Source organism: Acidisphaera sp. S103, from assembly GCF_009765975.1.
Taxonomy (GTDB): Bacteria; Pseudomonadota; Alphaproteobacteria; order Acetobacterales; family Acetobacteraceae; genus Rhodopila.
Map to the genome: position 1 here is coordinate 89,957 of NZ_LMUJ01000072.1, position 22,079 is coordinate 112,035.

Consider the following 22,079-nt stretch of genomic DNA (forward strand, 5'->3'; position numbering starts at 1 on the left):
CGGATCCTGCTGCTACTGATTCCGTCGGCGGGGGGACGGGTTGGCCGGCAGGAGCGCAACGACACCATGGACGTATCATCACCATCGAAACGATAGCGGCACGGTCATGACGTCGCCGTCATCAAAAGCGCGCCCTGATTTACGAACACCTCTGCCCCACCGGTTCGCCCGGCGACATCAGCACCGCTGAAGCCCCCCTTGGAGTCCTAAGCCGCCTCCGCCACCGTGGGCAGGCCATCCGACACCGTCGTGCGGTGCATGTCGCGCACCTGCGTCTCATCGTATTCCCGTGCCCGGTGCATCGTGCAGCGATTGTCCCACATCACCAGGTCGCCGACGGTCCAGCGATGCGTGTAGACAAATTCGCGCTGCGTGGCGTGCTCCATCAGGTCCATCAACAACACGCGGGCTTCCGGCTCCTCCATCCCGCGGATAAGGCCGGCGTGGGACGACAGGAACAGCGATTTCCGCCCCGATCCCGGATGGGTTCGCACCAGCACCTGCGGCACCGGCGCCATCTTCACGCGCTCCTCCTCCGACCAGTCGGTGAAGGCGATTTTCGCGCGGGAGAACAACTGGGTGTGCTCACAGATCAGCCCGTCCAGGCGTGCCTTCATCCGTTCGGGCAGTGCGTCCCAGGCCGCACGCATGTCGGCGAACTGCGTTTCCCCACCCTCGGATGGGATGGCGCGCGCGGACAGCAGAGAGAACCGCGCCGGCACGCGCTTGAAGCTGCTGTCGGAGTGCCACAGCCGGTTGCCCAGCCCATTCAGCCGCAACCGGTCGTCCTTCCGCCGGATCTGGCTATCCTTGTCCAGATTGGAGACGTCAGAAACGTGCGGATCGAGCCGCGGCACGTAATCCTTTCGATAAATCTTGACCGTCGTCTCCAGATCGCCGAACCGGCGGCTGAACGCCATCTGCTGTTCGTCGGTGATGAACTGGCCGGGGAAAACCAGGACGCCGAAGCGGCTGATAGCCTCGTCGATCGCGGTCACGTCCGGCTGATCCAGGCTTTCGCGCAGATCGACGCCGGTGACTTGCGCGGCAAACACCGGATGCAATGGCTCCACGACGATCGGCATCGTTCTCTCCCGTGTGTTGCCCCGTTGCCGGGACATGTTGACCCAGGATCGTCGCGCGGCGACCCGGTCGGGTCAAGAACAGCCGAACCGAGGGAATAAAATACTGGCCGTACGATACGGTTTTGCTAACGTGATCGTCATAAGCCCGCGAAATGTCGGGCAAGGGAGGCAATATGACACGATTTCGGGTCTGTCGCCGGCAATGCGCGGCCGCGTTCGTTATGGTATTGTTGCTTTGTGGACTGGCTTCATCCCGAGCGGCGGGGCCTGAACCGATACGGATCGGTTTTGGGGAGTCGGAAACAGGGAGTTTGGCCGCCATCGGAAAATCCGGTATTTTGGCGATGGAAATATGGGCCGAAAAGATAAATGCCACCGGCGGGCTGCTTGGGCGCCCGGTCAAGTTGATCTATTACGATACACAAAGTAATCCGGCAAATGTGCCCGGCATCTATGTCAAGTTGCTGGACGTTGATCATGTCGATTTCGTTCTGTCTGGCTATGCCACCAACATGACGGCGCCGGCCATGCCCATCGTCATCGGCCATAATAAACTGTTTCTTACACTGTTCGCGCTGGCGGTGAACAGCGAGTTCCACTATCCGCGTTGTTTCGCGATGCTCGCCACAGGACCCGATCCCAAACGGGCTTTTTCGCAGGGGTTCTTCGACATCGCGATGAGTCTTACGCCGAAGCCCAAGACGCTGGCTATCCTGGGCGCCGATGCCGAATTCGCCCGCAACGCAACCGACGGTGCTCGATTGAACGCCAAGGCGGCCGGACTTCGGATCGTGTATGACGGCAACTATCCGCCGACCACCACCGACTACGCACCCGTGGTGCGAGCAGTGCGCGCAACGAATCCAGATGTCGTCTACGTCGCCTCCTACCCCTCCGACACCGCGGGCATTCTACGCAGCGCGGCCGAGATGGGCCTGAAGGTGCGCCTGCTCGGGGGCAGCCTGGTCGGCTTGGCGACGGCGGCGATGAAGACCCAGCTTGGACCTTTGCTGAATGGAGTCGTCCTGGGCGAGCAATGGGTACCCGCGCCGAAACTGCAATTCCCCGGCGTCATGGACTTCCTCACTGCCTATCGCGCCAAAGCCGCTGCCGCCGGCGTCGATCCGCTGGGCGTTTTCCTGCCGCCCTTCGCTTATGCCAGGATGCAGGTGTTGGAGCAGGCGGTCAAAGCAACCGGCACGCTGGATGACGGCAAACTCGCCGATTACATTCGAACACACACTTTCAAGACCGTCGTCGGCGATATCGCGTACGGCAAGGATGGCGAGTGGGCGGACTCGCGGTTGGTCTGGACACAGTTCCAGGGGATCAAAGGGAACGATCTCGCACAGTTCGAAGAACCCGCCACCGAGGTCGTGTTGTTGCCGAAAATGGCGCGATCGGGCGAACTGATCACGCCGTATCAGGCCGGAAGCCCATGATTCCGGCAATAGGGAGGACAACGCGATGATCCCGGCACTCGATATCGATCCGTTCTGCACGGCGTTCTTCGACGATCCGTACCCCGCGCACGCGGCGATGCGGGATGCCGGGCCGGTGGTGTATCTGCCGCGCTATGACATCCACGCGGTCGCCCGTTATGACGATGTGCGCGGGATGCTGATGGATTGGGGCAGTTACACCAGCGCACGCGGGGTCGGGATTTTCGACTTCGCGAAGGAAAAGCCGTGGCGGCTGCCCAGCCTGCTGCTGGAGGCCGACCCGCCCCTGCACGACCGGACACGGAAGCTGATGGACAAGGTGCTGTCGCCGGCTGCGGTGCGTGCGTTGCGCGAAGCGTTCGCCATCGCCGCCGACACGCTGATCGACGATTTGCTGGCGCGCGGCTCGTTCGACGCCGTGCGCGACCTGGCCGAAGCCTATCCGCTAACCGTGTTTCCCGACGCCGTCGGCATGCCGGTGGAGAACCGGCGCTTCCTGCTGCCCTACGGCAACATGGTATTCAATAGCTTCGGCCCGCGAAATTCGTTCTTCGAAACCGCCGTCGCCGACGCGGAACCCGTGCTGGCATGGGTGCAGGCGCAGTCGAAGCGCGACGCGTTGTCCGTCACCGGGTTCGGCGCGGCGATCCACGCGGCGGCGGATGACGGCGATATTTCCGCCGCGGAGGCGGAGGTTCTGGTGCGTTCCCTGCTGACCGCCGGTGTCGATACAACCGTCAACGGCCTGTGTGCGGCGGTGTATTGCCTGGCTCGCTTTCCCGCGGTGTTTGCCCAACTCCGCGCCGACCCATCACTGGCTCGTCTGGCGTTCGAGGAAGCGGTGCGGTTGGAAAGCCCGGTGCAGACATTCTTCCGCACCTCGACCCGGGATGTGACGATCGGAGAAGAAACGATCCCCGAAGGCAGCAAGATTCTGATGTTCCTGGGCGCGGCGAACCGGGACCCGCGGCGATGGGAACGGGCAGACGAATACGACATCACGCGGCGCAACGCCGGCCATGTCGGATTCGGGACCGGTATCCATGGCTGTGTCGGTGCGGTGCTGGCGCGGTTGGAGGGCGAATTGGTGCTGGGTGCGCTGGCGCGGAAAGTCGGGTCGATCGAGATCGTTGGGGAGCCGAAGCGGCGCTACAACAACACGTTGCGCGGGATGGCGTTTCTGCCGGTGCGGATGACGGCAGCATAATTGAGTGAGCGGACGTCACATCACACATCAAGGTACTTGAGCAACGGCTTGGTGCCGCTCAAGGACAGATATCCCCACGACAGAAGCACCATCGCCTACTGACCATTTCGCGAAGGCCTGTCACCTTCGGCAAGAGCTATTTTTTCGCACAAGTACTTTCCATTGATAGTGTGACCAAACCACGTCTGGCCGGCAAAATGGTAGATCCTGGAGCGGGTGTTCAACCACACTACGTGGTCACCTGGGCACTGGCTTGAGGAGGGCGGCAGTGAATCCGAAGTAAAATCCTTCGCTTCGGCCGCACCGAGCCACAGCGTCAACGCCAGAAACGCACCCTGCAATACAGCTGACCCTCGCATTTCCCCGCACTCCTCATACAAGAGTATGCAGTAGCATCGGCGTCAGAACAAGTCTGGAGGAATTTAGTATGACTGCGTTGTGGCCCGATTCCTGACGCACGTTTGCCCGCGATAGGCCGCCGTGCGGAGGTGGCTGTTCGCAGTTGCGTTTTCATCGGTTGCAAACCGCCGCGTGACGATCACCGCACTGTCCGGTCGCTCAGGAACACCCGCGTCCCTTGAAACTTCCCGACCCGCGGGCAATGCTGCCGCGCAGCAGCATTCAGGGACCCACCACGATGCATGATATCGTCATCCGAGGCGGCACGATCGTCGACGGCACAGGCACCAAAAGCTACACCGGAGACGTCGCCATCGATGGCGATCGCATCGCCCAGGTCGGCGGCAAGGCTGGCCCCGGCAAACGGGAGATCGACGCCAACGGCCAACTCGTCACCCCCGGCTGGGTCGATATCCACACCCACTATGACGGTCAGGCCACATGGGATCCCGTCCTGGCCCCATCCTCCTGGCACGGCGCGACCACTATCCTGATGGGCAACTGCGGCGTCGGTTTCGCCCCCGTTCGCAAAGCCGACCATGATTGCCTGATCGACCTGATGGAAGGCGTCGAGGACATCCCCGGCATCGCGCTTGCCGAGGGCCTGCGCTGGGACTGGGAGACATTTCCCGAGTACCTCGATGCGCTCGATCGTTTCCCCCGCACCATCGACGTCGCCGCCCAGGTCCCGCATCATCCGCTGCGGGTCTACGTCATGGGCGACCGCGCCGTGCGCCGCGAAATCGCCACCGCGACGGATATCGAGGCGATGTCCCGCCTGACCGAGGAAGCCCTGCGCGCCGGCGCCTTCGGTTTCACCACATCCCGCACCGAACAGCACAAAACCACCAAGGGCGACCTCGTCCCCGGACGCTTCGCCGAGAACCAGGAACTTTTCGGTATCGGCGCTGCACTTGGCCGGACCCGCACCGGCGCGTTCGGGATGCTGAGCGATTTCGACGACGAAGCCGCCGAATTCGACTGGATGAGCACGCTGTCGAAATCCACGGGCCGTCCTCTGTGGTTTTTGCTGACGGATCGCGCATACGACCCGGATCGTTACCGTCGGCTGATGAATGGCGTGCGCAAGGCACGGGCCGGCGGCGCCTCGGTGACGGCCCAAGTTGCTGGCCGCCCCGTCGGAATCATCCTCGGCCTGACGACATCGATGAGCCCTTTCGCCGCTCGGCCGGCCTTCGCGGCGCTATCATCGCTGTCCGTCAAGGACAAGCTGGCGCGCCTGCGCGATCCGGCCGTGCGAGCCGAGATCCTGTCGCAGGAAGCCTCGGAGGACCTGCTCGCGATCCAACCGCCGCTGCAACGACCGATCGCGACCACCTGGGACCGGCAATATGTGCTGGGTGACCCGCCGGACTACGAACCGGACCAGAGCCGCAGCATCGCGGTGATGGCGGCGAAGACCAACCTTACCCCGGCTGAGTTCTGTTATGACTACCTGACCGGCGAGAACGGCGACCGCATGCTATTTTATCCCGTCACCAACTACGTCCATGGCGACCACGGCGTGGTACACGACATGATCAAGGACCCGGACACGCTGCTGGGCCTGGGCGACGGCGGCGCGCATTGCGGCATCATCTGCGATGCCTCACTGCCGTCCTACATGCTGACCCACTGGGTGCGCGACCGCCACCGCGGACCGCGGTTCCCACTGGAGTTCGTGGTCAAACGCCTGACCAGCGAGACCGCGGATTTTTTCGGTTTTCACGATCGCGGGCGCCTGGCCGTGGGCAAGAAAGCCGACGTCAACATCGTCGATCTGGGGACCTTGCGGCTGCACCACCCCGAACTGCGACACGACTTGCCGGCCGGCGGCAAGCGGTTGGTGCAGCGCGTGGATGGCTACGAGGCAACCATCGTCGCCGGCCAGCCGATCTTCGAACGCGGCGAGGAAACCGGTGTTCGGCCCGGCAAATTGGTGCGCTCCAACGGATAACCGCCGACCGCCGACCGCCGACGTTAGTTCGGCACGGCCAAGCCAACTGACAGGGGACAATGGTCCGACAGCCGATCCTGCCAGGACCGTTCCGTCTCCTTATAGGTCAGAACCTTCAGCGTATCCGACTGCACCCAGGTGGCGGCTGGCCCGCCGGCCAGGATGTGGTCGATAAAGTCCTCGCCGCCCCAGCATGGCGAACTGTGGCCCTCGGTCACGCTGACCAGTGGCGCGGCGGTGCGTAGCGCGGCCAGGAACGTATCGTTCTTGGGCATCCAGCGATTGAAATCGCCGAGGACCAGGAACGGTACACCCTCTTGCCGCCGCGCGGCGATCCAACTGGTGAGCGGGGGGATTTGCGCCCGAAGTTCCTCGCAGACACGGCTTTTGGCGTCCGGCATGGGCACCTTCCGGCAGCCTTTCTTCAGGTGCACCGCCAGGATTCGCAGGTCGGCGTCGCCGAGGTGCAGCGTGATATCGGCGCCGCTGCGCAAATGATGGGGGTTGAGCGCTGTGAGATCCGGGTTGACGTCGTAGCGCAGACCCCGCCGGACGACGATGCCGACCCGCTGCACGACGTGATCGTGCGTCATGTGGATCGAGTACTGGTCGTGCGTGAAGACTTTCGACGCGGCGGAAAAGCCATCGATCTCCTGGATCGCGATGACGTCGGCGTTCAGTTGTTTCGCGTATTGTGCAAGAAGCGCGAAATCACCGTCGGACCGGGGCATGACATCCTGCGGCAGATCGGGATCGCCAGCCGAACGGGTCGTCAGCCAATTCAGGTTCCAGGTCGCGATCTTCAACTCCGCCGGAAACGCACGAAGCGGCACCAGCAGGGCCATCAGGACCAGGATACGTTTCACGGCCGCGCACCTCCAAGGCGGCCGAACCGGCCGCTACGCCGGCATCCTGGCACAACGCATCGCCGAGAGGGTTAACGCCGCTCCAATCCGAAAAATGCTGGTTTCAGACGTTCCCGAGCCGCTTGTCCCGCCTGCAGCATCCACGCGTTGATCACCACCAGCCGGAAGCCGCCTGGCGGCATCGAATGCTGCGCCGGATCGCGGTCCTGGTGAAACGAGATCTGCACGCTGGAAACACCATCGATTCCGCGTGCCTGTTCGACCAACTCGGCTGGCGGATGGCGATACGCTGGCCCATGCGGCCCGAACAGCACGACGCTGTAAGCGTCGCGGCGCCCCGAGTCATCGAACACCCAATCCCCGTCAGCATAGAGATGCACCAGCGCCTGCACCCAGCCCGGCCCGTAGAGATCGGGCCATTGGTCGGCGAACCGCAGATGCGCCTCTATGATACGGCTGCCGATGGTTTCAAAATTGACCATCCCGGTGTAGCCGGCCAGATGCTCGCGTGCCCAGGCACCGCACCAGTCCTCGATATCCGGCATCGCCTCGGCGTGGATGTGCCAGTAATCGAACGTTCCGCCGGGCGCGGTCGCGCCGGTCGCGTGCCGCCACCAGCGGACATGGCCGTCGACGATCGCCGCGTCGGTGCTGACATGCGCCCCGGTCAGCAGCGTGCACCAAAAATGGCCGGGATTCAGCGAGGCTCGATAGGTTTCGGCGTCGGGGATCGGCAGGCTGCCGGCGCCCATGCTGCGCAGGTTCATCATCGGCTTGGAGAACACCGGGAAGCTGGGTGGAATCACCCCGTGCGGGGCGGCGTCCAGCCCTTGCGACAGCGCCACCGCCAACTTGTCGTAAATCCAGCGATGCTTCGGGTACAGCGTCCAGGCTTCCCAGTCCTTGGTCGGAATGATCACGTCATCCGGACACGGCACGCCGGCGAAGAACGGGACCCGCCAGGGATCGGTCTGATAGATCGGCATCAGGCCGGCACCGGTGCGTTCGGATGCAGCAATCCTTCCGCTCGCAGATCGGACCAGAGACCGGCAGGAATCTTCAACGTAAATAGCGGCAGATTTTCAACGAATTCCGCCGCGTTGCGGGGGCCGGGGATGACGGCAGCCACGACTGGATGCGCCAGCGGGAACTGTAGTGCCGCGGCCGGCAGCGGGACGTTGTGCGCCTTGCAGACAGCGGCGATCTTTTGCACCCGAGCAACGATCTCTGGCGGAGCGGTGTCGTAGTTCCAGGTGTCGCGGCCGGCCAGGATGCCGGAGTTCAGCGGCCCCCCGATCACCAGCGACGTTCCCCGTTCGACACAAAGCGGAATCAGGTCATCCAGCGGCGCCTGCTCCAGCAGCGTATAGCGTCCCGCCAGCAGGAAGGCGTCCCAGTCGCCAAACCCCAGCGCGTCGATCAGCACCTGCTTTTCGTTCACGCCGATGCCGATCGCGCTGACCACGCCGGAACGGCGCAACTCTTCCAGCGCCTTGTATCCGCTGTCCCGCAACTGCTTGAAATACCGGTCGTTGAGTTCCGGCCCATGCTGATAGACCCCGATATCATGCACATACAGGATGTCGATACGGGCGAGACCCAGCCGCTGATAGCTGTCCTCCACCGACCGCATGATGCCGTCATAGCCGTAATCATACTCGACCTTGAACGGCATCGGCGACAGACGGCCGTCCGGCGAGGGTGTCGGGTCGGTCTTCGGCCGCAACAACCGGCCGACCTTGGTGGATAACACCCACTCATCGCGATCCTTGTCGCGCAGGGCATCACCGACCCGGTGTTCAGCAGCGCCGACGCCATAGAACGGTGCCGTATCGACATAGCGCACCCCGGCGTCCCATGCGGCGGCGACGATCGCCTGGCCCTCCGCCTGGGTGATCTTGATCCGGCTACCGCCCATTGTGGCGGTACCCAGGCCCAAGGTCGTGACTTGCAGTTTGGTGCGGCCGAGTTGGCGTTTTTCCCACATTTGGACGACTCCTTCTCTGTCGCGAGGAATTTGGGACGCATTTCCCGACCATGCAACCACGCCCGACCATGACACCGCGCGCACGCTCTGCCACCATAGTGGCGGGAGGACCCACATCATGACCTACGAACATATTCTGCTCGACCGCCAGGACGGCGTCGGCATCGTCACGCTCAACCGGCCGGACGTGCTGAACGCGATGAATCGCAAGCTGTCGGCCGAACTGGCGGACGCGGTGAAAACGCTCGACGCGGATGACGGCATCGGCTGCATCGTTATCACCGGCGCTGGAGAACGCGCCTTCTCTGCTGGCGGCGACATCCATGAGCAGCGCTCGGACGATCGCCTCTATACCCAGGAACAACTCGATGCGATGAGCGATCCCAGGCGCAGCTACGAAATCAGTGCCAGCCGCAAGCCGATCATCGGCATGATGAATGGGCTGGCGTACGGCGGTGCGGCCGTATTGTCGTCCTCCCTGGACATGCGGATTGGCTGCGAGGGCACCAAATTCCGCTTTCTGGCCGCGGCTTATGGGCGGATCAACAGCACTTGGACCCTACCCAACCAGGTGGGCTGGCCGATGGCGAAGGAACTGCTGTTCAGCGCCCGCGTGGTGGAGGCAGAGGAAGCGTATCGGATCGGTCTGCTGAACCACCTGGTGCCGCGCGCCGAACTGCGGACAAAAACGATGTGGCTGGCGAAGATGATCGCGGGGAACCACCTCGGCGCCGTCACCGGCATCAAGTCGTTACTACTGCAACAGCTTGGCGAGGGACTGGAAGGACAGTGGGCGGCGGAAAAGAATTACACGACCCACGTGATGCGAGGGGCGAAGGCAGAGGACGCGTTTCCGGAATTTATCGCGCGAAAGGGACGCTAACGGCCTGCTGATTCGCCGCGCGATAAGACAAACGTAGGGGGCACGACAACAGGGGCGGTCTTCGCTGTCGGCGGCTCTCGCGCTTATCGCGGGAGCCGCCGTCTTCGAGTCAACCGTCATTGCTGGCCCAGCCGTCAGTACGCCGGCTGGGCCAGCGCGCGTCGATCAGTGCTCCCGCCTTTCCTCAGGACGTCCGGCGGGGCGCGCCTCGGCGCGTGGAGCCGGACGCGGGGCCATCTGCGGACGCGGCGCCATGGCCGGACGGGGCGCCATCTGCGGGCGCGGAGCCATGGCCGGGCGCGGGGCCATCTGCGGACGTGGGGCCTCGGCCGGGCGCGGCGCGGCCATGCGTTCCGGTGCACGAGCGGGTTCGGCCGGACGCGCGGCCTCCCCGGCATGTGGGAACTCCGGTGCGATGGCCCGCGGGGCGGTGGTTTCATGGCCGCCCGTGACCGCGGGCGCACGTCCCGGCGCGATGGCTCCTGGACGCCCTTCCGCACCGGGCGCCAGGCGCCCTTCCGCGCCTGGAGCGGGATGTCCTTCCGTGCCTACGGTCGGATGTCCTGCCTCGGCTGCGGGCGTCACGCCGCGGGCGGGAACCGCTCCCTCCCTCAACTCACCCGGCCGCGAGGTCGCGGCGATGGGCGGGTTTCCGTGATTGACCGCCGCACGCAAGGCCGGATCGCTGCGGGCTGCCTGAAAATGCTGGGCCTGTGCCGCCGTCGGCACGGTGCGGGTCTCATGGACCGCGGTCAACTCGCCGGCGGTGGGGCGAGCGTTGATCCCACCGGTGCCGCCGTTGAAGCTGGCCCGATTGACCGTCGTGTTGTTGATGATCGTCTTATTATAGACGTTGGTGACATGCACGTTGCCAAAATTGTTGACCGACCGGTTGTAATTGAAGGCGCCGTGATCCCAGCGACCGCCCTCATAGCCGTTGCCGCCGTAGCCGTAGCCGTAATTGATGCCGCCGTAGAATCCGACATGTTCACCCCAGTAGCCGCGGGAGAAGATGTAGACACCGTTGAACCAGCCCCAGTAGCCGGGGGTCCACAGCAGGCCGGGTGACGGCGGCTGCACCCAGGTTCCCGGCACCCAGTAGTAGCCATCCGAACCATTGCCCCAGTAGCCGGGCGTCCAGATGTAGCCCGGTGCCGGGATCGGCGGCTGCTCATAAACCGGCAGCGGAGGGGGCGGAGCTGTGACCGGCACGGCCGCCGTTTCGGTTGCCACCGAGGGGCCGCAGCCGGTTGCCGGAGTGGCGGCGGCTGGAACCGCTGTTGCCGGATCGGTTGCTGTCTGGGCGTAGGACAGCGATGGAAACAGCGGCAGTGCCAGCGTGGCCACCAGCGGCAGGATCGGACTGAAATGACGCATTCTGGGCTTCCTTCGATCGGCGGTGGTTGCGGCGAATATGATTTTACGGATCGCCGCCGAGACAATAGGGAAATGATTATGGCCGATTTCTGGCTCCAATGGGCCGTATGTCGGGCTGGTCGATGTCCGGACATTCACAAATGCGTTTTCGATAAAACCGGTGCGCCGCCGCCGTAACGCCAGCCAGTCCCCGGTTAGCAACTCCGCAATGCGGCCAACCCAAGCTTCAGATCCGCGATCAGGTCGTCGACGTCCTCCAACCCGATATGAATCCGCACCACCGGTCCGGCGAACGTTCCGCTGCCGGCTGTCCGGGTCACAAATCCGGTCGTCGGCACGGCCAGGCTTTCGTACCCACCCCAGGACGCCCCAATCCCGAACAGCTCCAGCGCCTCGACGAACCGGTGCGTCGCCGCCGGGGTGAACGACGGCTTGAACTCCACGCCGAAAAGGCTGCTCGCGCCAGTAAAGTCCCGCCGCCATAGATCGTGCCCCGGCGCGCCCGACAGGCCGGGATGCAGCACCTGCGCGACCTCCGGCTGTTGCCGCAGCCAATGCGCCACCGCCAAACCGGACTCCATCTGCGCCTGCAAGCGCACCGCCATCGTCCGGATGCCGCGCAGTGTCAGCCAGCAATCATCCGGGCTGGCATACTGCCCCAGCGTCCGGCCAGCCGCGTGCAGAACCTGCCAGTCCGCATCATTGTTTACCGTGATTGAGCCGATCAGCACATCCGAGTGCCCAGCCAGATACTTCGTCGCCGCCTGGATCGAGACATCCACGCCATGCGTGAACGGCTGGAAGTGATGGATGCCCCAGGTGTTATCCATGAACACCTTCGCCCCGCCGGCATGCGCCGCGCGGGCGATCGCCGGCACATCCTGCACCTCGAACGTATGGCTGCCGGGGCTCTCCGTATACACCACCTTGGTGTTCGGCCGCATCAGCGCCGCCAACTGGGCCTCATCGACCTCCGGCCGATAGAATGTCGTTTCCACCCCGTATCCGGCCAGCATCCCCGAGGCGAAATTGCGTGCCGGCCCATACACATGATCCGGCATCAACATATGATCGCCCGCCTTCAGCCACGCCAGCAGCGGAGTCGTCACCGCCGCCAACCCGGTGGAAACGACATAGCATCGCGTGCCGCCCTCGATCGCCGCGATGGCATCCTCCAGCGCCCAGTGGGTGGAGGACCCCCCGGTGCCATAGGTCAGCACCCGCTCGCCGCGCTTGGCGGCCATCGCCACACGTTCGGCCACTGTCGGAACCAGGACGGTGGAGCCGCGCAGCAGCGGCGGGTTGACGAACCCGTGCTCCCGCTTCGTGCTCCGTCCGACATGCGACAGGGTGGTGCGGAAGCCGCGCTTCCGGGTCTCCTCAGTCATGCTCAGCCAACCTCCACAGGCGTATCGGAACGACCGCCCCATTCCGTCCAGGACCCGTCATAGACCGCGCCTTCCGGGCACCCGGCGACGCGTAATCCCAACGTCAGGATGCAGGCCGTAACACCCGATCCGCAACTGGTCACTACCGGCAACGCCCCATCCACGCCGGCGGCCTTGAACAGTCCCCGCACCTCACCAGCCGACCGAAACGTGCCGTCCGCATGCAGCAGATCGGTGTACGGCAGGCTGACAGCGCCCGGTATGTGCCCGCTGCGCATCCCGGCCCGCGGTTCCGGTACCGCGCCGCTGAAACGGCCCGCAGCCCGCGCATCGACCACCTGCTCGGCGCCGGTTAGCACGTTGCGCAGCATGTCGCCGACCCCGCGCAACTGCGCCGCACGATAATCGGGGCGGAACACCGCCGGCATCGCCGCACCGGCTTCGCCCTGCTGCGTCGTCCGGCCTTCCTTCAGCCATTTCGGCAGTCCACCGTCCAGCACCGCGGCGTTGTCGTGCCCGAACAATCCCATCAGCCACCAGCCGCGCGCCGCCGAGGCCAACCCCTTCTGGTCATAAAACACCACAAGCGACGTGTTGCCTATACCCAGAGCGCCCATCAGCTTCGCGAAGCGGCCCGGCGAGGGGACCATATGCGGCAGGTCCGTATCAGGGTCGGCGATCTGGTCGATGTCGAAATACCGAGCACCCGGGATATGCGCGCGCAGGAACTCGGCGTTGCCGTCCTTGGGCTCATTCGGCAGGTATTTCGTTGCATCGAACACTACCAGGTCCGGGTTGCCCAGTTCGGCGGCCAGCCATTCGGTCGTGACAAGAGGTTCCATCTTCGATCCCGTTGGAAAGTGATCCCCACCCTAGAGGCAGTTTCCCTCGGGTCCAAGACCACAACCATCGGATATACCGGCTTCCACGCTGGATTTCGTTCCGGCAGAACTCTAATAATGCGGCGATCGTAAGGGAGGCAAACGATGTCCGATCAAGTCATAGCAGCCTGTATGCGGGAATTTCGGGCGCATAGCGGCGATTGCAGCGGCTTCGTCAAAGCGGTCGGCGCCGATGTGGGCGTGACGATCGAGGGCACGGCGAACGATATCGTCGATACGCTGCGTGCCGGGGGCGACTGGGTTGAACTGGCCGACGGGCCGGCGGCGCGGGCCAGCGCCCGTGCCGGCAAACTGGTCCTTGCGGGGCTGCGTGGGGATGAACAAGCCGTGCGGAACGCCCACGGCCATGTCGTCGTGGTGGTGGACGGGCCGCTCGACCGTAATCTTTATCCCTCCGCCTACTGGGGCCAACTCGGCGGCACTGGGGCCGAGTGCAAAACGATCAACTGGGCCTGGACCGCGCAAGACCGCGATCGGGTAACCTATGGCGCCCACGATCTGGCCTGACCCGCCCCGAACCAGCCAGCGGCGCAAGCGTAGAACGAGGGTCTGGCCCGACGGCGGAACGGCTGTCCATCCGTCCATGCGTGTGTATCCTGCCATCGCGCCACGCGCGTGTATCTGCCATCGCGACCGACCCCGATCGCACTATCGGAAGGGCTAATACGATGATCGTCGCCGACGTCATGACCCGCCACTGCATCACCATCGCGCCGGACGCGACGGTGGAGGAAGCCGTCAATCTGATGCTGTCGCGGCACATCTCCGGCCTGTTCGTCGTGGACAAGGCAGGCGACCTGGCCGGCGTCATCACCGAGGGCGACCTGCTTCGCCGCGACGAACTCGGCACGCAACGCAACCGCCCCTGGTGGCTGCGCCTCCTCGCGTCCCCTGCCCGGCAAGCCGCGGATTTCACACGGGCCAATGGCCGCCACGTCCGCGATGTGATGACCGAGGACGTCATCAGCATCGCCCAGGACGCGCCGCTGGAAGGCGTGGTCGCGGCGATGGAGGCGAATCGCATCAAGCGCCTGCCGGTCACCGCGGATGGCAAGGTCGTCGGTGTCGTCAGCCGGACCGACCTGTTGCGCGCGTTGATCGGCCGGGCGCGGACTTCGGAACCGCTGCCGACCGATGACCGGACCATCCGCGCCGCCATCATGAACGCGCTGGAAGCACAATCCTGGGCGCCGATGACGACACTGAACGTCACCGTCGCCAACGCCGTGGCGGATGTGTGGGGAACCATTACCAATGAGGAAGAACGCCGCGCCATCCATGTGGTGGTGGAGAACACTCGGGGGGTGAAGGCCGTCCACGACCACATGGTTTATATCGAGCCCTACACCGGCACGGTGATCGACGCACCCGACGAAAGGTCGTAGCGTCGGCAACTTCCCTGGTGCTGGCGATCGGCTCGGCGCATGAACCCCGGTGGTTCAGCGTAGACCGGTAGCAAAAAATTGCGCGAGCAATTTAACCGCCGGGCGAGCCATGTCTTTCGTTCGTATGAAGTTCCGCCCATAATTACGGGGCGTGAAAGCGCGACTCGCTGTTATGAAGGCTGGCACTACGATGATTGCCTGATTCGATAGGATGGGAACCATGGTCCGCGGTCTGATCCTGGCAGTGATCGCCTTGGCACCCTGCGCCGCTGCCCGTGGGGCAACGCTGGACGGCATCGCGATGCCGGATATACGCGTGACGGATGGGACCCGGATGCGGCTGAACGGGATCGGGCTTCGCACCTACTCGATCTTCGGGTTGCACATCTATGTCGCGGGTCTGTATTTAGAACGGCAAAACAACAACCCGGACAGCATCCTGCATTCGCCGGAACGAAAGTTGCTCGATATCCGATTTCTGCGCGACGTTGATGCGGCGGATGCCAGGAAAGCCTGGCAGGATGGTTTCGACAACAACTGCCGGCCGCCGGAATGCTACCTTGATCCCCAGGACGTCCAACGCTTTCTCGCGGCGATTCCCCCCATTCACCGGGGCGACGAGACAATGTTGCTGTTCTCACCCAAAGGCGTCGATGTGACGTTCGACGGGCGGCCACTGGGTGACATCACCGATCCCCACTTTGCCGAGACACTGCTCGCCACGTTCATTGGGCCTGTGCCGCCGACACCCCGGCTGAAACGCGAATTGCTGGGTAGTCGGTAGTGAAAATCTTGCGTGAGGTCCCTTCGTCGCGCGGCCGGGCACGTCTGCGCGGTCGCCGCTGTTGCCATTCACAGCGGCGACCGGCTGCTGCCTCTTACCCCTTCAGCGCCTCCGGATTGGTGACGCGGACCGGCTTGCCGTCTAAGAACGCCATCGCATTCTCGATCATCTGCGGGTAGAACCCGTCCCACGTCTCCTTCACGCAATAGCCCAGGTGCGGGGCCAGAACCGTGTTCGGCGCCTTGCGGATCGGGTGGTTGGCCGGCAGCGGTTCCCGGTCGTACACATCCAACGCGGCGACGATCTTGTTGGCGTGCAGGGCTTCCAGCATGGCCGCCTCATCGATGATCGGCCCGCGCGAGGTGTTGATCAGGATCGCCCCCGGCTTCATCCGGGCGATGTCAGCCTTGCCCACAAGGCCGCGGCTGCGATCCGACAGCACCATGTGGATGCTGATCGCATCGGCCGTGGACATCAGTTCGTCCTTGGACACCAGCTTGGCGCCGGCTGTCTCGGCCTTTTCCGCGGTCAGGTTCTGGCTCCAGGCGATGACGTTCATCCGCAGCGCCTTGGCATAGGTCGTCATGTAGCCGCCGAGGCGGCCCAGCCCGATCACGCCCAGCGTCTTGCCGGCCAGCCCGATCCCCACCGGCACGCCCATCTGGAATTTTCCAGCGCGGATATTGGAGTCTCCAACGGCCAGGCCGCGCGCCGCGGCGATCAGCAGGCCCAGCGCCAGTTCCGCGGTGGCCGAGTCGCTGTAGCCTCCGCCCTGGGTCGAGCACACCGGGATGCCGCGCGCGGTGCAAGCCGGTGTATCCAGCGACGCATTACGGGCACCGGTCATGCCCAGCATCCGCAGCTTCGGCAGCCGGTTGATCAGCGACCCCGGCAGCGGAGTCCGCTCCCGCATCGACAGCACGATGTCGAAATCCGCCAGTTTCGCGGCCGCATCGTCGGCATCCGCGAAGGCATCCTGGAAGAACACCACCTCGGCCCGAGCCTGCAACGGTGCCCAATCGGCGGCGCCGCGGGCCACGCCCTGCCAGTCGTCCAGCACCGCTATCTTGCTCTTGTTGCTCATCGCGTCGTCCCTTCTGAATCGAAAGGCGGGACCCTGACGCCGAAGCCGCGAACGCGCAAGCGGTTGCCCGAGCGGGTTGGCCGTGGCATTCCGGGGCCGGACAGGAGGACCGAACATGACCAACGTCGCCGTTGTCGGAGCCGGGCTGATCGGACGAGCCTGGGCCATCGTTTTCGCCAGGGCTGGGTTCAGCGTGACGCTGTGGGACCAGTTCTCGCAGCAGACCACCCAGGCACTGACCTTCATCGCCGATCGGCTGCCGGAACTGCGCGCCGCGGGCCTGCTGGCCGACGAGCCCGACACAGTGATCGCCCGCATCAAGCCGATGGCATCGCTGTGGGAGGCGGTGCGTGACGCGGCATACGTCCAGGAGTGCGGGCCGGAGCGCACCGAGGTGAAGACCGGCGTGTTCACCGAACTGGAACGGAACGCCAAGCCCGACGCGGTGCTGGCGTCGTCGTCGTCCGGCATTCCGGCCAGTGCGTTCACCGCCCATCTGCAAACGCGGAATCGTTGCCTGATCGCACATCCGGTGAATCCACCGTATCTGGTCCCGTTGGTCGAGATATGTCCCGCCCCATGGACCGACGCCGCGGTCACCGAAAGCACCCGCGCGATCATGGTGCAGGCCGGCCAGGTGCCCGCGACGGTGAAGAAGGAAGTGGATGGGTTCGCGCTGAACCGCCTGCAGGGTGCGTTGCTGGCGGAGGCGTTCCGGCTGGTCGCCGACGATGTCATTTCGCCGGGCGACCTGGATGCACTGGTGAAGCACGGGCTGGGTCTGCGCTGGAGCTTCATGGGGCCGCTGGAAACCATCGATCTGAACGCGCCGGACGGGCTGGCGGATTACTGCAATCGTTACGGACCGCTGTATGCGACGATGCAGGAGCAGATGAAGCCGCTGGAATGGGACGCGAGGCTGGTGGGCCGCCTGCATGACGCTCGGCGCGCCGAATTGCCGGCCAACATGCAGAAGGTGCGGCAGGAGTGGCGGGACCGGCGGTTGATGGCGTTGCTGGCGCATAAGGCGACTCAGCCGGATTAGTTAATGATTCGTCACAAGCATTGTCTGAATCTTCTTCTTCCGTTGATTTAATGATCCGGTCCGCCAGGGCCGGATTTCCTGCCGGTCAAGCCGATTACGCTTCTGGCTTGTAACCGGTTTGGACTTGCGGCAAACTGCGCCGCAATACTGGTGCCGGGGGGAAAGTGGTTGATGAAACGACTTCTGTTGGCGGTTGCGATCGCGTTATTGCCATTTGGTTGCGCACCGCCACCACCCCAGCCTGGGCAGCCTGTTACCCTTGACCAAGGGCCGCTGTGGTCGGGCTTGACCAGGGCAGCCTATTACTCCGTGGACCAGGGATCGCGGCTGATGCCGTTGGACTGGTTCCGCGCTCTGAAGCGGCAGGACGGATCGTCGTTCCTGGCCGGCCGGCTGGCTCGGTATGGCTACCTGCGGAATTATGAGGCACCGACCTCGGACTTGCCGGTCGGCTTCACCACGAACGGGCCGGACAACGCCAAGTGGGTCGGCATGAACTGTGCCGCCTGCCATACGCGGCAGATCGATGTCGGCACCACCAGCTATCGGATCGATGGCGGCCCGGCGATCGCCGATTTCCAGACGTTTTTGACGGACCTGGATATCTCGGTCGCGCATCTGCTGGCCGATCCGGCGATGTTCCAGACGTTCGCCGTTGATGTGCTGGGCGGGCATCCGACAGACGCCGATGTGCGCAAGCTGCACGACGACGTCCAGGCCTGGTTCACGCCGTACGATACGCTGATGCAGAGGGCGCTGCCGGCGAACAACCCATGGGGGCCGGCTCGGTTGGATGCGGTGGGCATGATCTTCGACCGGCTGACCGGCCTGGATATCGGCACGACGCCGGACCACATGATTCCGAACAACATCAAGACCGCCGATTCGCCGGTGCGCTATCCGTTCCTGTGGAATGCCTCGCGGCAGGATTTCACCCAATGGCCCGGCTTCGCGGCGAACGGCGACGCTCTGCTGGGGCTGGCGCGCAACACCGGCGAGGTCATCGGGGTGTTTGCGTTGTTCCACCCGAGCAAGGATACGATCAAGTATCCGACGATGAAGATCGACTACACGACGGTCAATTCCTCCGACACGGTGGGTTTGCTGACGCTGGAGGAACTGATCACCGTGCTGGGGCCGCCCAAGTATCCGTGGCCGACTGACCCGGCTTTGGTGAAGGAAGGCGCGGAGATCTTCAACTGGCCGACCGCACAAGGTGGCTGTGTCGACTGTCACGGTGAAAAACCGGGTGCGTTCCGTGGCCTGGTGTCGACATGGAAGACGCCGATCCAGGATGTCGGTACCGACAACCGGGAATGGACGATGCTGGGCGTGCCCGGCAATCCGGCCTGGCCCGGCTGGCAGGTCGATACCGGGGTGCTGAATGGGGCCTCGATCCCGTTCGTGACCAGCCCGTTGACGCCGGTGGACAGCGCGTTCTCGACGTTGGGACTGTCGGTTACCGGGACGATTTTGCAACGGGTCGTCAACGTCGCCGACAAGGTGAAGGAGCCGAATGCGGCCGACACCGGCCGGCAATCGGATTTGCTGACTGCAGGCGTTCACGCCCATTCCACCCGGTCGCAGGAGCTGAAGCTCGCCTTCGTCAATCCCGATAAACTGGCCGCGGGCGAACCGCCGTTCAAGTATGAATCTCGGGTTCTGCACGGGATCTGGGCGGCAGCGCCGTATCTGCACAACGGGTCGGTGCCGACGTTGGCCGATCTGCTGAAACCGGCGGCGGACCGGCCGAAATCGTTCATGGTCGGGCCGGCGTATGATCCGGCGAATGTCGGTCTGGCGACCGATCAGACGGCGTTCAATTACACGCTGAAGACGACGGGATGCGACCAGCGGACGTCGGGCGACAGCAATTGCGGGCACGACTTCGGCACCGCGCTGACGGCTGAGCAGAAGAAGGCGCTGCTGGAATATTTGAAGACTTTGTGATGCGGGTTGGTCTGGTTTCGGGCAGCGGAGGGACGGTGGATGCTGCGTGTCCGTTCGTTCTTCCATCATTTTATCGCACGGAGACAGGCGGAGGGCCACGAAGATTCGTTGCTGCGGCGGCATCGGGAAATGCGGCTTGGTTTTAGTGGCAAATGCACGTCCGCAAGATAGCCGGCGTCGCTTCGCCATATGATACCGCGTTCTCCGTGGCGCTTCGTGGCCCTCCGGCTGCCTCCGTGTTATAAGAATCCCAGGCCCAACACCGACTCAGCAGAATAACGGCCACACACCGAACCGGACCACCACCGCCGGGCCGTTAACGTAATCTTAGGACTCGCCATGCCAGACTGGGGCCGGACGATCTGGCAGGCAGGACATGGCATCAACCGACCCACGGCTCGCAGCCGCCCCTTTTCGCGACGTGGTCGCCGCGGCCGAGGCGATCGGGTCGGGCCGCGGCCTGCCGATGGTGGTCGCGCTTTATACCGCCTGGATCGCCGCGCAGGCACCTTACGCACCCGACCTGCCGGCCGCATGGTTCAATCTGGGCACCGAACTCGGCCACGCGGAGGACGCGGCGGGGGCGATCCAGGCGTATCGGGCTGCCTTGGCGGCGCATCCCGGGTTCGCCCATGCGGCGGTCAACCTCGGGCTGCTGCTGGAACGCCTGGGTGAGCCGCAAACCGCGCTGAAGGTCTGGACCGAGGCACTGCAACCCGATGACTCCCGCATCGCGCTGCTGAACCAGCGCGGCCGGTTGTTGGAGCAATCGGGTGACCTGGCCGGCGCGGCGGACGCGTTGCGCGCCAGCCTGCTGACCCGCCACGACCAGCCGGATGCCGTGCAGCACTGGCTGCATCTGCGGCAGAAGATGTGTCAGTGGCCGGTGCTGGCGGAAACCATTCCGGGTCTGACCCGAACTGATCTGATTGCGCAGTCCGGTCCACTGGCGGCGCTGGCGCTGACCGACGATGTGCCGACGCAATGCGCCATCGCCGCGGGTTGGGTTGCGCGCAAGACCCAGCCGAAGCCGGCATTGGCACCCGTCGGCGGCTATCGGCACGATCGTATCCGGATCGGCTATTTGTCGTCCGACTTCTGCAGCCATGCGATGAGCTACCTGATCGCCGAGTTGTTTGAGCGGCATGACCGGTCCCGGTTCGAGGTGCATGGCTACTGCGCCAGCCCGGATGACGGCAGTCCGATCCGCGACCGGGTCATCGGCGCGTTTGATCGTTACACCTCCGTGCGATCGATGTCCGATGAGGCGGCGGCCCGGCGCATCCGGTCGGACGAGATCGACATCCTGATCGACCTGAACGGGCTGACCTCGGGTGGGCGGCTGCAGATCCTGCGCTGGAAGCCGGCACCGGTGCAGGCGACGTATCTCGGTTTCATCGGTCCAGTGCCCTTGCCGGAGCTGGATTTTCTGTTGTGTGACGATTTCGTTATTCCCTCGGACGTCGCCGCCGCCTACCAGCCGGTGCCACTGCCGATCGAGGGGCTGTACCAGGCCAACGACAGCAAGCGGGTGGTTGGCGCGCCGATGACCCGGCGGCAGGTCGGGCTGCCCGATGATCGTTTCGTGTTCTGCTGTTTCTCCAACCACTACAAGATCACCGAGACGATGTTCGCAGGCTGGATGGAGATCCTGCGCGGGACAGACGACTCCGTGCTGTGGTTGGTCGACGACAACCAATGGTCTCGGGCAAACCTGAAGGCTCGGGTGCTGGTCGCGGGTGTCGATCCGTCGAGGATTCTGTTTGCCGAACGCACCGATCCCGCCAGCTATATGGGTCGGCTGGCGGCGGCGGATGTGTTCCTGGACACGTTTCCCTATAACGCCGGCACCATCGCCAGCGACGCGATCCGCATGGGGCTGCCGCTGCTGACGCTGGCCGGGCGGTCGTTCGCGTCCCGGATGGCGGCGAGGATGTTGTATGCGATCGGCGCGGATGATGGGGTGACAGAGACGCTGGAGGCCTATGTGGCGGCGGCGGTCGGGCTGGCCACGGACCGGGATCGGTATAAGGCCTATCGCGCCCGCTTCTCCGAGGCGGCCTGGTCCGGGTCGCTGGGCGACATCGCGGGGTTCACCAAACGGTTCGAGGCGGCGCTGCTCCGTATGGCTGGCGCGCGCGGTGAGGTGGAGACCGTCTCGCTTTGACCGTGTGTTTTGGTCGCAGTAACATGTGCCCAGAGTGGAGGTAGGCGACCCGTGTGGTGCCTCCAGGGCACCCTCGAATTAGCTACTTTGGGTACTCTCATACTACCATTTTGGGTGCTTTCGCATACGACTTCCGACTGCTTTTGCACGACGCCCGTCGTTACGTCGTGT

General features: G+C 64.3%; 18 protein-coding genes. 10 read left to right on the plus strand and 8 right to left on the minus strand.

The features are described from left to right. Positions 1–206: 206 nt before the first annotated feature. Entirely contained in the window at positions 207–1,085 is an 879-nt protein-coding gene (locus GSQ89_RS25575) for a TauD/TfdA family dioxygenase (protein WP_158930572.1), read from the minus strand. Positions 1,086–1,306: 221 nt separating this feature from the next. Between GSQ89_RS25575 and GSQ89_RS25580 the strand changes: the two genes are divergently transcribed. The 3 genes from GSQ89_RS25580 (at position 1,307) to GSQ89_RS25590 (ending at position 6,090) form a co-directional block, all read left to right on the plus strand. Further along, positions 1,307–2,527: an amino acid ABC transporter substrate-binding protein gene (locus GSQ89_RS25580; RefSeq protein ID WP_158930707.1), complete on the plus strand. Its 1,221-nt coding sequence runs from the start codon at positions 1,307–1,309 to the stop codon at positions 2,525–2,527. Between the two features lie 25 nt (positions 2,528–2,552). Continuing rightward, positions 2,553–3,734 carry a cytochrome P450 gene (locus GSQ89_RS25585; RefSeq protein WP_158930574.1) on the plus strand — a complete coding sequence of 394 codons (1,182 nt, stop codon included), beginning with the start codon at positions 2,553–2,555 and terminating at the stop codon, positions 3,732–3,734. A gap of 577 nt (positions 3,735–4,311) precedes the next feature. Beyond that, positions 4,312–6,090 carry an amidohydrolase family protein gene (locus tag GSQ89_RS25590; protein WP_216856390.1) on the plus strand — a complete coding sequence of 593 codons (1,779 nt, stop codon included), beginning with the start codon at positions 4,312–4,314 and terminating at the stop codon, positions 6,088–6,090. A 23-nt stretch (positions 6,091–6,113) separates the two neighbouring features. Here the strand turns inward: GSQ89_RS25590 and GSQ89_RS25595 are convergent, their stop codons facing one another. The 3 genes from GSQ89_RS25595 to GSQ89_RS25605 all read right to left on the minus strand — a co-directional run bounded on the left by GSQ89_RS25595 (position 6,114) and on the right by GSQ89_RS25605 (position 8,943). After that, positions 6,114–6,956, minus strand: a complete 843-nt coding sequence (locus GSQ89_RS25595; protein WP_158930576.1) for an endonuclease/exonuclease/phosphatase family protein — start codon at positions 6,954–6,956, stop codon at positions 6,114–6,116. 71 nt (positions 6,957–7,027) lie between these two features. Then, complete coding sequence (locus GSQ89_RS25600) at positions 7,028–7,942, minus strand: hypothetical protein (RefSeq protein ID WP_158930578.1); 915 nt, start codon at positions 7,940–7,942, stop codon at positions 7,028–7,030. Continuing rightward, positions 7,942–8,943 (minus strand): aldo/keto reductase, encoded by a 1,002-nt coding sequence (locus GSQ89_RS25605; RefSeq protein ID WP_158930580.1) that lies wholly within the window; start codon positions 8,941–8,943, stop codon positions 7,942–7,944. Before GSQ89_RS25605 ends, GSQ89_RS25600 begins: the two co-directional genes overlap by 1 nt. 118 nt (positions 8,944–9,061) lie before the next feature. On the opposite strand from GSQ89_RS25605, the gene GSQ89_RS25610 reads away from it, so the two are divergent. Further along, on the plus strand, positions 9,062–9,826 hold the full coding sequence (locus tag GSQ89_RS25610; RefSeq protein ID WP_158930583.1) for an enoyl-CoA hydratase/isomerase family protein: 765 nt from the start codon (positions 9,062–9,064) through the stop codon (positions 9,824–9,826). A 165-nt stretch (positions 9,827–9,991) separates the two neighbouring features. Here GSQ89_RS25610 and GSQ89_RS38720 read toward each other — a convergent pair whose 3' ends face one another. The 3 genes from GSQ89_RS38720 to GSQ89_RS25625 all read right to left on the minus strand — a co-directional run bounded on the left by GSQ89_RS38720 (position 9,992) and on the right by GSQ89_RS25625 (position 13,433). Continuing rightward, a complete protein-coding gene (locus GSQ89_RS38720; protein ID WP_216856391.1) occupies positions 9,992–11,203 on the minus strand; it encodes a YXWGXW repeat-containing protein in 1,212 nt (403 codons plus the stop codon). A gap of 194 nt (positions 11,204–11,397) precedes the next feature. Beyond that, the gene (gene metC / locus GSQ89_RS25620) at positions 11,398–12,591 is read right to left on the minus strand and encodes a cystathionine beta-lyase (RefSeq protein ID WP_158930585.1); all 1,194 of its coding nucleotides are present in this window, start codon (positions 12,589–12,591) and stop codon (positions 11,398–11,400) included. A gap of 2 nt (positions 12,592–12,593) precedes the next feature. Next, positions 12,594–13,433, minus strand: a complete 840-nt coding sequence (locus tag GSQ89_RS25625; RefSeq protein WP_158930587.1) for a sulfurtransferase — start codon at positions 13,431–13,433, stop codon at positions 12,594–12,596. A 144-nt stretch (positions 13,434–13,577) separates the two neighbouring features. On the opposite strand from GSQ89_RS25625, the gene GSQ89_RS25630 reads away from it, so the two are divergent. The 3 genes from GSQ89_RS25630 to GSQ89_RS25640 all read left to right on the plus strand — a co-directional run bounded on the left by GSQ89_RS25630 (position 13,578) and on the right by GSQ89_RS25640 (position 15,662). Then, complete coding sequence (locus GSQ89_RS25630; protein ID WP_158930589.1) at positions 13,578–14,000, plus strand: hypothetical protein; 423 nt, start codon at positions 13,578–13,580, stop codon at positions 13,998–14,000. 161 nt (positions 14,001–14,161) lie between these two features. Then, positions 14,162–14,878 carry a CBS domain-containing protein gene (locus GSQ89_RS25635; RefSeq protein WP_158930591.1) on the plus strand — a complete coding sequence of 239 codons (717 nt, stop codon included), beginning with the start codon at positions 14,162–14,164 and terminating at the stop codon, positions 14,876–14,878. A 220-nt stretch (positions 14,879–15,098) separates the two neighbouring features. Beyond that, positions 15,099–15,662: a chalcone isomerase family protein gene (locus GSQ89_RS25640; RefSeq protein WP_158930593.1), complete on the plus strand. Its 564-nt coding sequence runs from the start codon at positions 15,099–15,101 to the stop codon at positions 15,660–15,662. Between the two features lie 94 nt (positions 15,663–15,756). Here the strand turns inward: GSQ89_RS25640 and GSQ89_RS25645 are convergent, their stop codons facing one another. Continuing rightward, positions 15,757–16,746 (minus strand): D-2-hydroxyacid dehydrogenase family protein, encoded by a 990-nt coding sequence (locus GSQ89_RS25645; RefSeq protein WP_158930595.1) that lies wholly within the window; start codon positions 16,744–16,746, stop codon positions 15,757–15,759. 115 nt (positions 16,747–16,861) lie between these two features. On the opposite strand from GSQ89_RS25645, the gene GSQ89_RS25650 reads away from it, so the two are divergent. The 3 genes from GSQ89_RS25650 (at position 16,862) to GSQ89_RS25660 (ending at position 21,908) form a co-directional block, all read left to right on the plus strand. Then, the gene (locus tag GSQ89_RS25650; protein ID WP_158930597.1) at positions 16,862–17,791 is read left to right on the plus strand and encodes a 3-hydroxyacyl-CoA dehydrogenase; all 930 of its coding nucleotides are present in this window, start codon (positions 16,862–16,864) and stop codon (positions 17,789–17,791) included. A 171-nt stretch (positions 17,792–17,962) separates the two neighbouring features. After that, on the plus strand, positions 17,963–19,741 hold the full coding sequence (locus GSQ89_RS25655; RefSeq protein ID WP_158930599.1) for a di-heme-cytochrome C peroxidase: 1,779 nt from the start codon (positions 17,963–17,965) through the stop codon (positions 19,739–19,741). Between the two features lie 376 nt (positions 19,742–20,117). Beyond that, a complete protein-coding gene (locus tag GSQ89_RS25660; RefSeq protein WP_158930601.1) occupies positions 20,118–21,908 on the plus strand; it encodes an acetylglucosamine transferase in 1,791 nt (596 codons plus the stop codon). Positions 21,909–22,079: the final 171 nt, after the last annotated feature.

Excerpts from the sequence above, each read along its gene's own strand:
- GSQ89_RS25650 (WP_158930597.1), top strand. The coding sequence starts at position 16,862 with ATGACCAACGTCGCCGTTGTCGGAGCCGGGCTGATCGGACGAGCCTGG.
- GSQ89_RS25655 (WP_158930599.1), top strand. The coding sequence starts at position 17,963 with ATGAAACGACTTCTGTTGGCGGTTGCGATCGCGTTATTGCCATTTGGT.
- GSQ89_RS25580 (WP_158930707.1), top strand. The coding sequence starts at position 1,307 with ATGGTATTGTTGCTTTGTGGACTGGCTTCATCCCGAGCGGCGGGGCCT.
- GSQ89_RS38720 (WP_216856391.1), bottom strand. The coding sequence starts at position 11,203 with ATGCGTCATTTCAGTCCGATCCTGCCGCTGGTGGCCACGCTGGCACTG.
- GSQ89_RS25610 (WP_158930583.1), top strand. The coding sequence starts at position 9,062 with ATGACCTACGAACATATTCTGCTCGACCGCCAGGACGGCGTCGGCATC.
- GSQ89_RS25660 (WP_158930601.1), top strand. The coding sequence starts at position 20,118 with ATGGCATCAACCGACCCACGGCTCGCAGCCGCCCCTTTTCGCGACGTG.
- GSQ89_RS25575 (WP_158930572.1), bottom strand. The coding sequence starts at position 1,085 with ATGCCGATCGTCGTGGAGCCATTGCATCCGGTGTTTGCCGCGCAAGTC.
- GSQ89_RS25585 (WP_158930574.1), top strand. The coding sequence starts at position 2,553 with ATGATCCCGGCACTCGATATCGATCCGTTCTGCACGGCGTTCTTCGAC.
- metC (WP_158930585.1), bottom strand. The coding sequence starts at position 12,591 with ATGACTGAGGAGACCCGGAAGCGCGGCTTCCGCACCACCCTGTCGCAT.
- GSQ89_RS25635 (WP_158930591.1), top strand. The coding sequence starts at position 14,162 with ATGATCGTCGCCGACGTCATGACCCGCCACTGCATCACCATCGCGCCG.
- GSQ89_RS25645 (WP_158930595.1), bottom strand. The coding sequence starts at position 16,746 with ATGAGCAACAAGAGCAAGATAGCGGTGCTGGACGACTGGCAGGGCGTG.
- GSQ89_RS25625 (WP_158930587.1), bottom strand. The coding sequence starts at position 13,433 with ATGGAACCTCTTGTCACGACCGAATGGCTGGCCGCCGAACTGGGCAAC.
- GSQ89_RS25605 (WP_158930580.1), bottom strand. The coding sequence starts at position 8,943 with ATGTGGGAAAAACGCCAACTCGGCCGCACCAAACTGCAAGTCACGACC.
- GSQ89_RS25640 (WP_158930593.1), top strand. The coding sequence starts at position 15,099 with ATGGTCCGCGGTCTGATCCTGGCAGTGATCGCCTTGGCACCCTGCGCC.
- GSQ89_RS25600 (WP_158930578.1), bottom strand. The coding sequence starts at position 7,942 with ATGCCGATCTATCAGACCGATCCCTGGCGGGTCCCGTTCTTCGCCGGC.
- GSQ89_RS25630 (WP_158930589.1), top strand. The coding sequence starts at position 13,578 with ATGTCCGATCAAGTCATAGCAGCCTGTATGCGGGAATTTCGGGCGCAT.